Source organism: Rossellomorea sp. QJM3NY_18 (assembly GCF_056173145.1).
In genome coordinates this window covers 56,372-72,196 of sequence record NZ_CM149659.1, presented here as the reverse complement: position 1 = coordinate 72,196, position 15,825 = coordinate 56,372, and the positions used below count along the sequence as shown (strand labels likewise).

The 15,825-nt window shown below is 43.8% G+C and carries 15 protein-coding genes; all 15 read right to left on the bottom strand.

Annotated features, from left to right (window positions below; translation table 11 throughout):
* Window positions 1-251: 251 nt before the first annotated feature.
* A complete protein-coding gene (gene mfd, locus AC0VXY_RS00355) occupies window positions 252-3,782 on the bottom strand; it encodes a transcription-repair coupling factor (protein WP_475526589.1) in 3,531 nt (1,176 codons plus the stop codon).
* Between the two features lie 85 nt (window positions 3,783-3,867).
* On the bottom strand, window positions 3,868-4,098 hold the full coding sequence (locus tag AC0VXY_RS00350; RefSeq protein ID WP_435994299.1) for an anti-sigma-F factor Fin family protein: 231 nt from the start codon (window positions 4,096-4,098) through the stop codon (window positions 3,868-3,870).
* A 115-nt stretch (window positions 4,099-4,213) separates the two neighbouring features.
* Entirely contained in the window at window positions 4,214-4,771 is a 558-nt protein-coding gene (gene pth, locus AC0VXY_RS00345) for an aminoacyl-tRNA hydrolase (RefSeq protein ID WP_034762974.1), read from the bottom strand.
* An 85-nt stretch (window positions 4,772-4,856) separates the two neighbouring features.
* Window positions 4,857-5,510, bottom strand: a complete 654-nt coding sequence (locus AC0VXY_RS00340; RefSeq protein WP_435994303.1) for a 50S ribosomal protein L25/general stress protein Ctc — start codon at window positions 5,508-5,510, stop codon at window positions 4,857-4,859.
* 244 nt (window positions 5,511-5,754) lie between these two features.
* Complete coding sequence (locus AC0VXY_RS00335; RefSeq protein WP_435994305.1) at window positions 5,755-6,714, bottom strand: ribose-phosphate diphosphokinase; 960 nt, start codon at window positions 6,712-6,714, stop codon at window positions 5,755-5,757.
* A 13-nt stretch (window positions 6,715-6,727) separates the two neighbouring features.
* Window positions 6,728-8,101: a bifunctional UDP-N-acetylglucosamine diphosphorylase/glucosamine-1-phosphate N-acetyltransferase GlmU gene (gene glmU / locus AC0VXY_RS00330; RefSeq protein WP_475526588.1), complete on the bottom strand. Its 1,374-nt coding sequence runs from the start codon at window positions 8,099-8,101 to the stop codon at window positions 6,728-6,730.
* A 959-nt stretch (window positions 8,102-9,060) separates the two neighbouring features.
* Window positions 9,061-9,354, bottom strand: a complete 294-nt coding sequence (spoVG, locus tag AC0VXY_RS00325) for a septation regulator SpoVG (protein ID WP_032085215.1) — start codon at window positions 9,352-9,354, stop codon at window positions 9,061-9,063.
* A gap of 169 nt (window positions 9,355-9,523) precedes the next feature.
* Window positions 9,524-9,898 carry a RidA family protein gene (locus AC0VXY_RS00320; RefSeq protein WP_435994309.1) on the bottom strand — a complete coding sequence of 125 codons (375 nt, stop codon included), beginning with the start codon at window positions 9,896-9,898 and terminating at the stop codon, window positions 9,524-9,526.
* Window positions 9,899-9,913: 15 nt separating this feature from the next.
* A complete protein-coding gene (gene purR / locus AC0VXY_RS00315) occupies window positions 9,914-10,750 on the bottom strand; it encodes a pur operon repressor (protein ID WP_435994311.1) in 837 nt (278 codons plus the stop codon).
* 71 nt (window positions 10,751-10,821) lie between these two features.
* A complete protein-coding gene (gene ispE / locus AC0VXY_RS00310) occupies window positions 10,822-11,676 on the bottom strand; it encodes a 4-(cytidine 5'-diphospho)-2-C-methyl-D-erythritol kinase (protein WP_435994313.1) in 855 nt (284 codons plus the stop codon).
* Window positions 11,677-11,907: 231 nt separating this feature from the next.
* Window positions 11,908-12,090, bottom strand: a complete 183-nt coding sequence (locus AC0VXY_RS00305) for a small, acid-soluble spore protein, alpha/beta type (RefSeq protein ID WP_475526587.1) — start codon at window positions 12,088-12,090, stop codon at window positions 11,908-11,910.
* Between the two features lie 118 nt (window positions 12,091-12,208).
* A complete protein-coding gene (gene veg, locus AC0VXY_RS00300; RefSeq protein WP_435994317.1) occupies window positions 12,209-12,478 on the bottom strand; it encodes a biofilm formation stimulator Veg in 270 nt (89 codons plus the stop codon).
* 686 nt (window positions 12,479-13,164) lie between these two features.
* The gene (gene yabG, locus AC0VXY_RS00295; protein ID WP_475526586.1) at window positions 13,165-14,058 is read right to left on the bottom strand and encodes a sporulation peptidase YabG; all 894 of its coding nucleotides are present in this window, start codon (window positions 14,056-14,058) and stop codon (window positions 13,165-13,167) included.
* A gap of 226 nt (window positions 14,059-14,284) precedes the next feature.
* Window positions 14,285-15,163 carry a 16S rRNA (adenine(1518)-N(6)/adenine(1519)-N(6))-dimethyltransferase RsmA gene (gene rsmA, locus AC0VXY_RS00290; RefSeq protein WP_475526585.1) on the bottom strand — a complete coding sequence of 293 codons (879 nt, stop codon included), beginning with the start codon at window positions 15,161-15,163 and terminating at the stop codon, window positions 14,285-14,287.
* Entirely contained in the window at window positions 15,156-15,716 is a 561-nt protein-coding gene (rnmV, locus tag AC0VXY_RS00285; RefSeq protein WP_475526584.1) for a ribonuclease M5, read from the bottom strand. Before rnmV ends, rsmA begins: the two co-directional genes overlap by 8 nt.
* Window positions 15,717-15,825: the final 109 nt, after the last annotated feature.

Sequence of the window (15,825 nt, the reverse complement as noted above, 5' to 3'; positions counted from 1 at the left end):
CACCTTTGTTGAATACTTTACCATTGTTGAGTTTAGTATCTTACAACTTAGAAGTTCTATACACATTCAAGTTTTTTTTCTTTAATTTCACTAAAATCCTAATACAGGTATCTTTTTCCATTGTTGGCAGCTGCATAAATACTAATACCCTTATCATAGTAAAGTAAAACAATCCACGCGTTTACATTTTGGTTACATTATTATAACGAAGGGAAGAAATGCCACTGGTTTGTGTCGAAATGATGAAATGATTACACGCTTTCTTCTATTTTTACCGCTTCATCCAGGTGTTTGATGATGTCATAGGCCATGTTAAACCATTTGGACGCTTCCAAGCGTGTTGTGTTAATCGATATTTTAAGCTTCGAGCCTTCCATTCCAAGTCCGACTGCACGGCCGTGTTTGTTGCAAAGATTGAATACTTTGGATCCGTCGATGTGTGCCGTTCCTTCCGGTGACATAAAGATATTCACCATTTTCTTATCCTGCTTTATGGATTCGAGCTTTGTATTCTTGGCATAGATCTTCATTTCAGAGATGAGGAATAAGTAGCCCACCTCTTCGGGATATTCCCCGAACCGGTCCAGGATCTCTTCTTCGAGCTCCTCTATTTCAGGAAGGGAAGAAAGAGATCGGAATCGTTTATACATTTCGATCTTTTGATGACCATCTTTAATATAATCATCCGAAATATAGGCATCGATTTCAATATCCACTTCGAAGCTCGACTCAGGCCGCTTAGGTAGCTCGTCTTTCCGTTCCTCGATGGCTTCTTTCAGCATCTGGGAGTACAGATCGAATCCGACAGAATCGATGAATCCGTGCTGTTGCGCCCCGAGGAGGTTACCCGCTCCGCGGATCGTCAAGTCCCGCATGGCAATTTTGAACCCTGAACCAAGCTCTGTGAATTCTTTGATCGACTGCAATCGTTTTTCAGCCACTTCTGTCAGGACCTTATCTTTCCTATAGGTGAAATAGGCATAGGCCACCCGGTTCGAACGCCCGACACGTCCCCTTAGTTGATAAAGCTGGGATAAGCCCATCCGGTCGGCATCAAACACAATCAACGTATTAACGTTCGGGATGTCAACACCCGTCTCAATGATCGTCGTAGTGACAAGCACATCGTATTCTCCTGCAAGGAAGCTTAATATGACGGCTTCGAGCTCATTCTCGCTCATTTGACCGTGAGCGTAGGCGATCCGGGCATCAGGTACTAGCATGGAGATCTCATCGGCTTTTCTTTCAATATCTTCTACGCGATTATAGAGGAAATACACTTGGCCATTCCTTGCCATTTCTCTTTCAATCGCTTCTTTAATCAAAGCACCGTTGTACTCCATTACGTAGGTCTGAACCGGGAATCGATTTTCAGGCGGTGTTTCAATAACCGATAAATCCCTTACACCGAGCATCGACATATGAAGGGTACGGGGTATCGGTGTGGCCGTTAAGGTCAGAACGTCAATATTGGTTTTTAATTGTTTGATCTTCTCTTTATGCGTGACACCGAACCTTTGTTCTTCATCGATGATCAAGAGTCCTATATCCCGGTATTGAATGTCTTTTGAGAGAAGTCGGTGGGTTCCCACTACAATATCCACCGTTCCATTCTTGAGCCCCTTCGTTGTCTCCTGCTGCTGCTTTCTCGTTCGGAAACGGCTTAATAAACCGATTTCCACCGGAAAGTCCTGAAAACGCTCTTTGATTGTTTCATAATGCTGTTGGGCAAGGATGGTGGTAGGCACGAGGATGGCCACTTGTTTTCCGTCTGCAATCGCCTTGAAGGCGGCCCTGATCGCAACCTCGGTCTTTCCATAACCTACGTCCCCACATAATAATCGGTCCATCGGACGTTCTCTTTCCATATCGTGCTTGATTTCACTGACAGAACGCAGTTGATCATCCGTTTCTTCATAAGGGAAAGCCATTTCAAATTCTCTCTGCATGTCCCCATCTGGAGAAAAGGCGTAACCTTTTGCCGCTTCCCGTTCAGCATAAAGCTTGATCAGGTCATCAGCGATATCCTGAACAGAAGATTGAACCTTCGACTTGACCTTCTTCCATTCACTTCCACCCAGTTTATAAAGCTTTGGATCCTTATTTTCGGATGCAACATATTTCTGGACTAATTCAATTTGATCGACCGGTACATAAAGTTTGTCATTCCCTTGATACTTCACATGGAGATAGTCTTTGTGGACCCCGTTGATCTCCAATGTTTCAATCCCAAGGAATTTACCGATCCCGTGATTCACATGAACCACATGGTCCCCGACCTTCAGCTCAGAGTAACTTTTGATCCTCTCTGCGTTTGAAAGTTTCTGTCTTCTCGGCTTCTTTTGGGTTTTCTTATTGAACAATTCTTCTTCCGTAATAACTGCAAGCTTCTGAAGGGGGAGCTCGAACCCGCTTGTCAGGCTTCCATTGATCATCTGGATCGTTCCCGGCAGAAGCTTATCTCCATCTTCGACATAGGCAATTTCAATTTTGTAATCGTCCAGCACCCTTTGAAGCTTCTTAACGCGCTCTTCATCCGGTCCTAACAAGACAACGGTATATCTTCCTTTTTTCCACCTGTCCAACTCTGCCTTCAATACGTTCATCTGCCCATGGAAATTCTGCATGGGCTTCGTTGACACATTGAAGATATTTTGTGGACTGGTATTCGGAATATGACGCAGGAACAATGAAAAATATACCTTTGGCAGCTTCGTCTTACTGACTAACGACGAAAACGTATGGGACACCTGTACGTCGTGAATGATCTGTCCTTCCTGAAGCAGGGATGTATACCATTCTGCTTCCTCTTTTTCCAGGGATTCACTCATTTCCTGGACGCGACTGAACTCATCAAAGAACAGGACCCCGTCCTCGGGTAAATAATCTAGCAAACTACTAGGCTTTTCATACGCGAGGGATAAGTACTTAAAGATTTGCTCAGGAACCTGCCCGTTTTCGAGCTGCCCTACCTCATGACTTATGTACTCTGTCATCTTCTCCTTTACGGCCGCCGATTTGATCTTCTTCAAGCTTGCGGAAAGACCTGAGTTGATTTCATGAATGAGCCTCTCCATATTTTCATACTTCAATAAGACCTCTGTGGCAGGGCCAATTTCTATCTCATTAAGTTTATCAATCGAACGCTGGTCTTCAACCGAAAAGATGCGGATCGAATCAATTTCAGTGTCGAATAATTCGATCCTGATAGGATTCTGTGTTGTTAATGGGAAAATGTCGACAATCCCCCCGCGAAGGCTGAATTCCCCAGGTGTGCTGACCATCCCTGTCCGTTGATAGCCCATTTGCACCAATTGATTTAACACTTCATCCAAGTCGATATCTTCACCCATTTGAAAACGGATCTGATTCGTTGACCACATCGACTTAGGTGGAAGGATTTTACGCAGTCCGGCAACAGGTACAATATAGACACCCTGCTGATGATTGGAAAGCTTATTCATTACTTCGATCCGTTGTGCCCTCAACTCCGGGCTTGCCACACTTAGTTCAGCTGCGATCAGCTCATTAGCAGAATATAAATATACTTCGTCCTCAGACAAAAATTGAATGAGATCGTCATAGACTTTCTGGGCTTGAAACAAATTATGCGTCACCACTACGGTGGATTTATTCGTTTGTAAATATACATCTGCTATATAAGCTGTCCGGGATGAGCCGGACAATCCTGCCACAAGTTGTTCAGACAGACGTTCCTCCACTCCAGCGATGATGGACTGTAGTTCTTCACTTTGGTGAACCTGCTTTAAAATACCTTTCAAGTGTACGCTCCTCCCCTATGGTTCTTTCTATAAATAATCTAAAAGTATAAACAGAAAAATGCTTTGGCTCTTCACCAAAGCGTTCTTACTGAATGATATGATCTAATTCATGGTAGTCCGGATTTCTCTCCAGGCTCTCCTGACAATCTTCACAGATCGTTTTCACTTGGATGTCCCCGTTGTCCTGATAGTGAACCATATGTAACCGTTCTTCATCTGTCAGCATATGAATCCCGAGCTGATCGGAATGCACGGATACATTTGAAAGGGTCCCAACATTTGTTCCGCAATGCCGACACTGGTAATGGATCGCCATATCTTTCCCTCCATACACATTTATACTGTTAGTATGAACCTGTTAGAAGGGAGTTATTCAAACCGGTTAAAGGATTGATGATGAAGGAACCCTGGAAATTCATTATATGACACGGTCAGTTGAATTTATTCATGACCTCAAGGAATGGTTTATCCAACCAGGTTTCACATGCTTCCACGCTAGAAGAAATGGCTTTATCCAGTTCCGGCTGCTCTTCCTTCGAAAATTTACCCAGGACATAATCCGGGACGCTCATTCCATTGGTCGGACGGTCGATGCCCACCCGCAGGCGATTAAATTGCTGGGAACCTAAATGGGCAATGGTCGATTTAATGCCATTATGCCCCCCGGCACTTCCCTTTTGCCTTAATCTTAATTTTCCTACAGGTAAGTCCAGGTCATCATAAATGACAAGTAAATCTTCATCTTCAATTTCAAAATAATCCATCAGGGGGACAATGCTTTCCCCTGACAAATTCATATACGTAAGCGGCTTTAACAGAACGACCTTTTCTCCCTTATGATGATATGTGCCGTAAACCCCTTTAAACTTGGACTGGTTCAACGAAACGCCCAATCGATCGGCTAATGCATCTATAATAACGAAACCGATGTTATGTCTCGTTTTCTCATATTGTGATCCCGGATTTCCGAGTCCAACGATTAATTTCATTTCTAACACCTCTTCTGACCATATACCTCTAGAATAACGTAAAAAGCGCAACCTGCAAAAGGTTACGCCAAAAAATATTGATTTTTTACTCTTCCTTCGATTCGCTTTCATCACTGGCTTCCGATTCTCTTCCTTCTTCATTCTCAGGTGTGCCAGCTTCCTGCTCTTCACCGCTGTCGATTTCTTCTTCTTGTCTTGGAGCAAGAATCGAAGCAATGGTACGGTCATCCTCTTCATTAAGAGTAACACTGTACTTATCGCGGATATCGCTGATTGTTACCGTTTCTCCTACTTGGAGCTCGGTTACATCTACTTCGATAGATTCCGGGATATCCTTCGGTTTGGCTGTTACAGATACCTCATGCAATGGCTGCTGCATGACGCCACCGTCTTTCACGCCTGCTGCTTCTCCTACAAGTTCGATACGAACATCCGCATCAATCTCTTCTGACATATTCACAGCAAGGAAATCAACATGTGTGACGGCATCCTTCAGGTGATCCTGCTGGTAATCACTTAAAATGACGTTTTGTTTATTGCCATCTACGTTTAATGAAATGATTCCGTTTCTTCCGACTTCGCGAATCGTTTTAATAAATGTAATGGCATCTACCATAATTGATGTATTATCTGCTTTGTAGCCGTACACGACTCCAGGGATATTCCCCTCATGTCTCAGCTTTGTTAATGAAGATCGTTTAAAATCTTTCCTCGTATTTGCTTTTAATTCTGTTGCCATGTCTAATCCAACACCTTCCCTAATCTTTTATGTTAGTTAAAGTTCTATATATAGTAATTACCCTAATGTGATTTGAAATAAACATAGAAAAATCAATTCACTACAAGAAGAGTGCTCCGAGGATGTTGACAGATCGGGGTTTGAAGCTTCCACGACGGCAGCAGGAAAAACGAAAAAGAAGAGCTTGCCCCAATACTAAGGGGACAAGCTCTCCTTTCTATGCACAAACTACAAATATTAATTCTTAATCGAAAAGCGTGCTGACAGATTGTTGCTCATAGATGCGGATGATCGCTTCGCTGATCAAAGGAGCCACTGACAGGGATTTCACTTTACCGATCATTTTCTCTTCACCCAGTGGGATGGAGTTCGTTACAACCAGTTCTTTAATATTGGAGTTTTCGATGCGCTCGATGGCAGGACCTGAAAGAACCGGGTGCGTACAGCAAGCAAAAACTTCCTTCGCTCCGTTTTCAACTAATGCATTCGCTGCGAGTGTAATCGTGCCAGCGGTATCAATGATATCATCGATCAAGATCGCGATTTTCCCGTCGATATTACCGACGATGTTCATAACCTCTGCCACATTCGGCTTCGGACGACGCTTATCAATGATCGCGATAGGCGCTTTCAGACGTTCTGCAAGCTTACGTGCTCTAGTAACCCCTCCATGGTCCGGGGATACGATAACAAGATCCTCCGTATTGAATCCTCTCTCTTCAAAGTAATCCGCCAAGATCGGCACACCCATGAGATGATCGATCAGGATATCGAAGAAACCTTGAATTTGAGGAGCGTGCAGATCCAGTGTGATGACACGTGTAGCGCCGGCTGTTTCTAAAAGGTTCGCCACTAATTTAGCTGTGATCGGCTCACGTGCTCTTGCTTTACGGTCTTGACGGGCATAACCATAGTAAGGCATCACGATATTAATCGTCTTGGCAGAAGCACGTTTCAGGGCATCCACCATGATCAGAAGCTCCATCAGGTTTTCATTTACCGGCTGACAAGTTGATTGAATGACAAATACGTCACAACCACGGATACTTTCTTCGATGTTGATTTGGATTTCACCGTCACTGAAACGTTTAACGGACGATTTACCTAAATCCACTCCTACTTCATCAGCAATTTCCTTTGCAAGATGGTAGTTTGAATTAAGAGAGAAGATTTTCAACTTGGAATTAATATAAGAGTTTGGCATTGTGGACCTCCCATTATTTCTTATGATTTAGATTTTGAACATAATTTTCTTTATTTACTTGGCGAGCTCTCGCAATGGAAAGAGACTCACCGGGAACATCCTCAGTAATGGTAGAACCAGCAGCAATGTATGCACCTTTCCCTACGTTGACAGGGGCAACCAGATTAGAATTGCAGCCTACAAATACGCCGTCTTCAATCCTTGTCAGGTGCTTATTCTTCCCATCATAGTTCACTGTGATCGATCCACACCCGATGTTGACGTCACGTCCCACTTCAGCATCACCAATGTAGCTTAAATGTGAGGCCTTACTCGCTTTACCGAATGTTGCTTTCTTGATTTCTACAAAGTTACCGATCTTCACTTCATCTTCAATGGTAGAAGCAGGGCGAATATGAGCAAATGGCCCAATTTGAACATCCGCACCGATCGAACTGTCATGAGCCACAGACTGCTTCAAGACTGTACGGTCCCCGATCTGACAATCCTTCACCTCTGAGTTCGGTCCGATCATGGCATCTTCACCGATTGATGTGCTGCCTTGAAGCACTGTGCCAGGCAGGATCACGGTATCTCTTCCGATCGTTACATCTGCATCGATATACGTATTGTTTGGATCTTTGATCGTTACACCATTGCGCATATGGAATTCATTGATGCGCTTTTTCATTGTGATCTCTGCTTGAGAAAGGGCGACGCGATCGTTGACACCAAGCGTCTCATCAAAGTCACCTGTCTGGTATGCACTGACGATTTCACCTTCCGATTGAAGGATCTCAATGACATCCGGCAAATAATATTCACCTTGCACGTTATCATTCGAAACCTTCTTCAGGGCATCGAATAACGCTTTATTATCAAAACAATACGTTCCGGTATTAATTTCTTTCACGCTTCGTTCTTCTTCACTTGCATCCTTATGTTCCACAATGCGTTCCACTAAACCATCCTGATTGCGGATGATCCGTCCGTATCCATCAGGGGATTCCGTATGACCCGTCAAAATGGTCGCTTTGGCACCTTGTCCTTCATGATGCTGCACCAGTGCTTCCATCGTCTCTCCTTTAATGAGCGGCGTATCCCCACATACCACTAAAGTCGTTCCTTCCAAGTCACCCAGGACATCTTCAGACTGCATCAAAGCATGAGCTGTTCCTAATTGCTCAGCCTGAAGAGCGAAATCACTCTTGCCTTCTAAATGCGACTTCACAAGCTCAGCCCCATGACCGATGATTGTGACAGTCTTCTCTATATGTAGTGTTGAAATTTGGTCGACCACATGTTCCACCATCGGCTTGCCACACACAGGATGAAGAACTTTATAAAGCTTCGACTTCATTCTCGTACCTTGTCCAGCAGCTAGTATAACGGCATATCGATTTGTCATTTTTGGTCCTCCAATAACCTTTTTATCCATAACGAATATATCCTAAAAACTCTACCATTTCAAGGATTCATATAAAAGTACATATATTTGACATCAGAAAAGCGGAGGCGGCTTGCTCAGGCCCGACAAGCATAAGGCGAATCAACCGGAAAGGCGCCCTTTGCCTTTTTGGTTGATTTGACTTATGACCTCGAGGGACTAGCCGCCGGAGCTGGACAATTCGAAAAGCGGAAGGGGCTCGCACTGGGGCGACAAGCATAAGACGAGGAACCCGGAAAGGCGTTCTTTGCCTTTTTGGGTTCCTTGGCTTATGACCTCGAGCCCCAAGCCCCTGGAGCTGGACCTCGAGGGACTAGCCGCCGGAGCTGGACAAACAGAAAAGCGGAGGCGGCTCGCTCAGAGGCGACAAGCATAAGGCGGACCTGCCGGAAAGGCGTCCTTTGCCTTTTTGGGAGGTTTGACTTATGACCTCGAGCCTCTAGCCGCCGGAGCTGGACACCTCGAAAAGCGGAAGGGGCTCGCACTGGGGCGACAAGCATAAGACGAGGAACCCGGAAAGGCGTTCTTTGCCTTTTTGGGTTCCTTGGTTATGACCTCGAGCCCCAAGCCCCTGGAGCTGGACAAACGAAAAGCGGAGGCGGCTTGCTCAGGCCCGACAAGCATAAGATGAATTGATCGGAAAGGCGTTCTTTGCATTTTTGGTTGATTTGACTTATGACCTCGAGGGACTAGACGCCGGAGCTGTTATAATCGTACTTCGTTCAGCTTTATCCATTTCCCATCCCAAAACCCTTGTCGAATTTTCTTTACCACAAAACCCAAAAAATGTTTATTTAGAGGTTTCGCCATTCTATAAGCCTGGGTATACAAAAAACGTAAGAACCAATTTTTTAAAAGGGGCTTTAAAAAGACAAAAAAAAGAGCCTTACAAAAGTAGGCTCTTGATGCTATAGATCCTATTAGGAAGCCCCAGCTTCTTCTAACTCAACTTCTTCCAGCTCTCCTAAACGATGGTACTCAGCTAAAACGGCATCTTGAATCTTGCCGCGGGTACCCGAATTGATTGGATGAGCAATATCACGGAATTCTCCATCCGGAGTCCGCTTACTTGGCATCGCTACAAATAAGCCATTGTTCCCATCAATAACGCGAATGTCATGAACAACAAATTCATTATCCAGCGTAATAGATGCGATAGCTCTCATGCGACCGTCGGTGTTTACTCGGCGTAATCTTACGTCTGTTACTTCCATTCTGTTCACCACCTTTTTCCCTAGATGAAATCTACTCTATGTATTCAACGAATTATTTAGATATTCCTTCTTAAATTGTAAAATTTTTTGAAAAATTTTATTTTTCACATCTTTTTTCTATTTCGTTTGAACTATACTTCTTTTTGATACAAAAAAACACCCGTGAAGATTACTTCACGAGTGCGATTACTTCAATTTCAACCTGGGCATCTTTAGGTAGCCGGGCTACTTCCACACAAGAACGGGCTGGCTTGTGGTTGCTGAAATATTCCCCATACACTTCATTGATCGCCCCGAAATCATTCATATCCTTGATGAAGACCGTTGCTTTGACTACTGTTTCAAATGTTGCCCCAGCTTCCGATAATACGGCTTGAAGATTACGGAACACTTGATGCGTCTGTTCCATTACATCTCCTTCAATCATTGAACCCTCAGGCGTTAATGGGATTTGTCCTGAACTATAGAACAAATTATTTACGACGATCCCTTGTGAATATGGCCCAATTGCTGCTGGTGCTTCCTTAGTTGAAACTACACGCATAGTAGATGCCTCCCCTTATGGTAAAAATGTTAGATCGGATTGAAAATAATTCCCTTCCGTCAAGGAAATCTGTTTATCCTTTTCATTTACATCAGACAATTTTAACAATGAAACATAATCATCTACCAGTCGACCGTCCAAGCTATTGGATTCTACCAAAACCCCGATTCCCGACAAGGTAGCAGAAAACTCTTCCAACAGGTTTTTCATCCCATTGATGGTTCCGCCCGCCTTCATGAAATCATCGACTACCAATACTTTAGACCCTTCCTTCAAACTTCTTTTAGAAAGAACCATGGATTGGATTCTCTTCGATGAACCGGACACATAATTGATGCTCACTGTCGATCCTTCAGTTACACGACTGTCCCGTCTGACAATAACCACTGGAACATTCAAATATGAGGCAATCGCATTGGCAATCGGGATTCCCTTCGTTGCCACTGTCATAATGACATCAATATCTTTTTCAGCAAATGCAGATGCCAGTAATTTCCCGACACTCTTCATCAGCTGAGGATTACCAAGCAGGTCAGTCATATAAAGGTATCCGCCAGGTAAAAGACGATCGGAGCTTTCCAATTGAACACAAAGCTCTTCAATCATAGCCTTCGCTTCCTGACTGTTTACCTTTGGTACATATTTTACTCCGCCTGCTGCCCCGGGAACCGTTTGGACCGTCCCGACACCCCTTCCCTCAAATGTTTCCTTTACAATCGTCAAGTCTTCACTGATAGAAGACTTGGCAGAACCGTACCGTTCAGAGAAAAAAGTCAAGGGAACAAGTTGGTGGGGCCGTTCTAATAAATAGTGCGTCATATCAATCAATCGTTCGCTACGCTTAAATTTCACCAAAGAAACCTCCTGAATCCGAATATTATAATGTAAATATATCATTAATATACGGATTTCGGCAAGAGCTCTTAATCTCCAAGCATGCGCACTGCGAAAACTTGATCACAAAACCCTCTTAAACCATTGTAGATTCGATGAAGTCTTGATTCATATTGCACCAATCCATATACTGTCGGGCCGCTTCCGCTCATCAGAACGGCATCGGCACCAAACCGCTCCATCTGATCTTTAATCTGGGATACTTCCGGATGCATATCCAATGTAACCGATTCAAGTACATTCCCGAGATTGGAGCAAATATCGTGATAATTCCCATGTTCTAAAGCTGAAACCATTGCGTTGGTATCCGGATGTTGTATGTTTTTCAAATCCAGATTCTTATACACATCCGCTGTTGAAACTCCTATCGTCGGTTTTGCCAGGATCACCCAGCAATTCGGTGGAGCAGGTAGATGTTTGATTTTCTCTCCTCTTCCCGACGCTAAAGCTGTGCCTCCGTAAACACAGAAGGACACATCTGAACCGATTTCTGCACCGAGCTCTGCCAGTTCGTCCATACTAAGACCTAAATCCCATAAACGATTCAGCCCTTTCAACGTCGCGGCTGCATCGCTGCTTCCCCCTGCCAACCCTGCAGCAACAGGGATCACTTTGTCGATGGAAATGGCTACACCCTTCTTGATGTTCAGTTTCTCTTTCAGCAGATGTGCAGCCTGATAGGCAAGGTTTCTTCCATCATCCGGCACAAATCGATTGTGAGAAAGAATTTTGATCGTATCGTCTGAAAGATTCGTCAGTTCAATTCTATCCGCTAAATCGATTGTCGTCATAACCATCTCAACTTCATGGTAACCATCTGAACGTTTATGTAAAACATCAAGTGATAGGTTAATTTTTGCCGGCGCCTTTACTAATAACCTCATATCATCACCTTCTTACCAATACTCTTTGTTATATTGTATCATACACTTATTAATAGAGAGTGTTAACTTCTAAACATACTCATATAAGTATGTTATTTTATCACGTAAAGTACTGATAGGAAAGATGGTGTGCCCTTTATAAACAAAGGCCGCCGGAAAAGCATGACACTTTTTAGGCGACCCTTTGTATATGGTACTGATAAAAGATATAATCCATATGTGTAAAACGAGTTAGTATGGATGATTTTGGGACAGCTGCCGGCTTGCGCGCTCGACTGCACGCTTTACCAGATTCCCTGCGTCCCGGGACGTGATCCCGCCCCAGCCATCCTTCTGAACAACATCGTAGAACCCTAATTCCTGAGCGATTTCTTCTTTTAATTGATCAGACATGATTCCTCTTCTTCTACCCATTGTCTACCTCCTTTACATGCACCACATCGTTAGTATGTGCATGGGAGGTCAAAAAATAACGGTAGATATTATGCAAAACATGTATTTTCAAACAAATAAAAAAGCAGTAAACGAATGTCTACTGCTGGCTAAAGATGAGATTTCCTGTTGCTTCATCATAAAATGTTAATTGAACTGTCTCAGTGAGAACATCTGCATAGCTGTAAGAAACTCGTTCGAACGCATTCTCTTCTTGATCCAGTTGAACCACGAAAACAGAAGGATACGTTTCGGATAGAACACCTGAACGCTCAATTGTTTTTCGACGTCCACCGTTTGCTTTAAGCATTAAACGTTTCCCCAAATTAGAATCAAGGGACCTTTTAATGTCGGCTAATGTTTTTGGCATTTCGCTTCCACCTCACTGTTATTAAATATAACACATTATGTAATTTTAGTCAAATAAATTTCTTATTTTAACAAGAATCATGAACACCTGTCAATATATTTTATTCAACAAAAAGTACGTTTTTTCTACAACCCTAACATTCCCCAAAGATTGAAAAATTATGTAAACACTAAAAGCGGAGGCGGCTCGCCCAGGCCCGACAAGCATAAGATGAATGGGCTGAGAAGGCGTTCTTTGCCTTCTTGGACCATTTAGCTTATGACCTCGAGGGACTAGCCGCCGGAGCTGGATAACACTAAAAGCGGAGGCGGCTTGCCCAGGCCCGACAAGCATAAGATGAATGGGCTGAGAAGGCGTTCTTTGCCTTCTTGGACCATTTAGCTTATGACCTCGAGGGACTAGCCGCCGGAGCTGGATAACTCTAAAAGCGGAAGGGCTATGCCCAGAGGCGACAAGCATAAGACGAGCCTGCCGGAAAGGCGCTCTTTGCCTTTTTGGCAGGTTTGGCTTATGACCTCGAGCCTCTAAGCCCTGGAGCTGGATAACACTAAAAGCGGAGGCGGCTTGCCCAGGCCCGGCAAGGCTAAAAAACCACCACCCAACCAGTATATGAACCATCAAAGTGAAAAAGACCTTGCAATTTATGCATAAATTGCAAGGTCTTCATAGGTTTTGTCGAACCTTCCCTATTCTTCTTCGGTTATTTTGTATGGCATTCCCGTCCGAAGAACACCTTTTGTCTCGATTCCACCCAATCCTTTGTCTCCGGTGAGGGTATTGCGTATGACATCCCAGACATTCACCGAATCTTTAAATCCGGTGAAGCAGATCTTTGCCACGATATAAACGGGATCCAGGGCATGGATATTGACTCTCGAAGGGGAACTCGCAAAGTTGGCACCTGCATGAATCAGGGATTCAAAGTGGGATTGACAAGCGCCGGCAAAGATTACAAGCTGATCGAGGTGGGGGGATTTACTGCGGGCCTCTCTTACTGCCTGAACAAAGTATTTCGAATGGCGGTAAGCATTGATATCCGCTTTGGCCCCTTTCGACTTGGAGTATGCATCGTGTCCTGTCAGTACAATAATATTCGGTCTATATTTATCGATAAGTGACCCGATTTGGTTAGGCATCTCTGTTTCGCTGCAGTGGACGCCTTTTACCGGGACACCAATTTTCTCATAAAGATCTAGGCATTTTCTTAAATAGCTGGGATCTCCATCAAGATGAAGCACTTTCCCCGGGACTTGGAAATAGTTGTAATCGTCTCGATAAGCATTTGTTACCCTGTACTCCTGCTTATACTTGAGAAGCTCTATATCCTGGCGGAACAGGTCCAGGGATTGTTCTTCTTTCGAACGAAACTCCTGTGTGATGCGGTCCTGTTCTCTAGGGTCCATCTTCTTCAAATCATGAAAAGGAGCATCCGCTATTAATCGAAAATCTTCACCATATAGTACTGCCGTTTTTTGACCATCTATCATGCGGATATCTATTACCCTGAATAAAATATCACATCGATATGAAAGGCGACCTACGACATCATTGATTTCGATATTCACATCAGTCACTCCCATGGGCTAAACATTCGTTGATAAAACAAAATAGGAAATCAACAAGCCGAGGAGGGTAAGCATCTGCCCTTCTCCAGCCTTTCCTTATCATCCTTTAAGTAAATATTCCCTGTGATAACCTATGCATTCCCGGAATATTCGGTGTCAACAAAATGGGAATCGATTATTCAGTTTACATATACAAAAAAATGGCTAAACGCGCATTCACGTTTAGCCATCCATCCTTGCTTTATTTGAAATTCGGGTACAGCTCATCGCTTAATCGGCCGAATTCTTGTATCGTCAGTGTCTCTCCCCGGCGGGTAGGTTCGATGCCGGCTGCAGATAAAGCATCCAGGATCAACTCTTTCTTTTCTTTCCCTTGAGGCAACTGACTCGTTAAGTTATTCAAGATCGTCTTTCTTCTCTGAGCGAAGGACGAACGTGTAACGGTAAAAAAGAAGTCTTCACTGATGACGTCTACAGGAGGCTTCTCACGCTTCGTTAGACGGATGACGGCAGAGTCTACATTCGGTTGGGGCATAAAGACCGTTTTCGGGACAGTCATGACCATCTCAGCCTCTGTATAGTACTGAATGGCGATGGATAGTGATCCATATGCCTTTGTCCCCGGCTGAGCCGAAATACGGTCCCCTACTTCCTTCTGAAGCATGACGCATATTCCCCTGATCGGGAGACGCTCCATCAATAATTTCAGGATGATGGGTGTGGTGACGTAATACGGAAGATTGGCTACCACCATAATATCATCGAATCCTTCAAATTCTTCGTTTATGATCGCTTCAACGTCCGCCTCCAGGATATCTTCATTTATTATCTTCACATTATCATAAGGAGACAGGGTGTCACCGAGTATCGGGATCAGCCGCTGATCGATTTCAAAGGCTACAACCTTTCCTGAAGTACGGGCAAGGTGTTCTGTCAGTGCTCCGATTCCAGGTCCCACTTCAATAGCGGCCGTTTTCTCGGATAGCCCTGCATATTCCGTTATGTTCCTTAAAATATTGGGATCAATTAAAAAATTCTGGCCAAGACTTTTCTTAAACGAAAAGCCGTACTTTGTAAGGATTTCCTTCGTTCGTATCGGGGTTGCAATATCTTTATGCATGTTCTTCCTCCTGAATGATTTCCATTAACGCTTTTTTGAACTCTTCTTTTTGAATATTAAACATCCGTAATCGTTTCTGCAGTTGTTTTCCATTCGTGTATCCGATTCTAAGCTTCTCACCAAGGGCTATTCTTCTGTCTTTTGACTGAGGGCTTCCAATTAAACCGGCATCGATCAGATCTTCTCTTGAAATAATTTCTGCCTGATCGACATCCAACAAATGAGCTTCCTTCAAGGACTCCCTTATAACGTCTGGGCTTGCATGTTCGACACCTATCCCCCTGCCTGATTTCGGCAGCGCGTCTTTCTTATGTACAAAGGCATGCTTGCATCCGGGTACCGCTTCACTCACTATCTTTCGAATTCGTTCGCCCGGATAATCGGGATCCGTAAATATGATAACGCCCCTTTTTTCCTGGGCGTGCTTGATTTTCTCTATAGTAGCAGGAGACACCGCAGAACCATTCGTTTCGATCGTATCTGCATTGACGGCACGCTGAATGGCTACCGTATCATCCTTCCCTTCCACTACAATGATTTCTTTTATTTTCATAATTCCTCCAAAAAAGTTGAAACATTTTTGCATTTCAATTCGTCTAATAAATGAAGACCTAAAGCTATTATAACGGTTTTAACCGAGAATTAAAAAAAAGCAGGAAAAC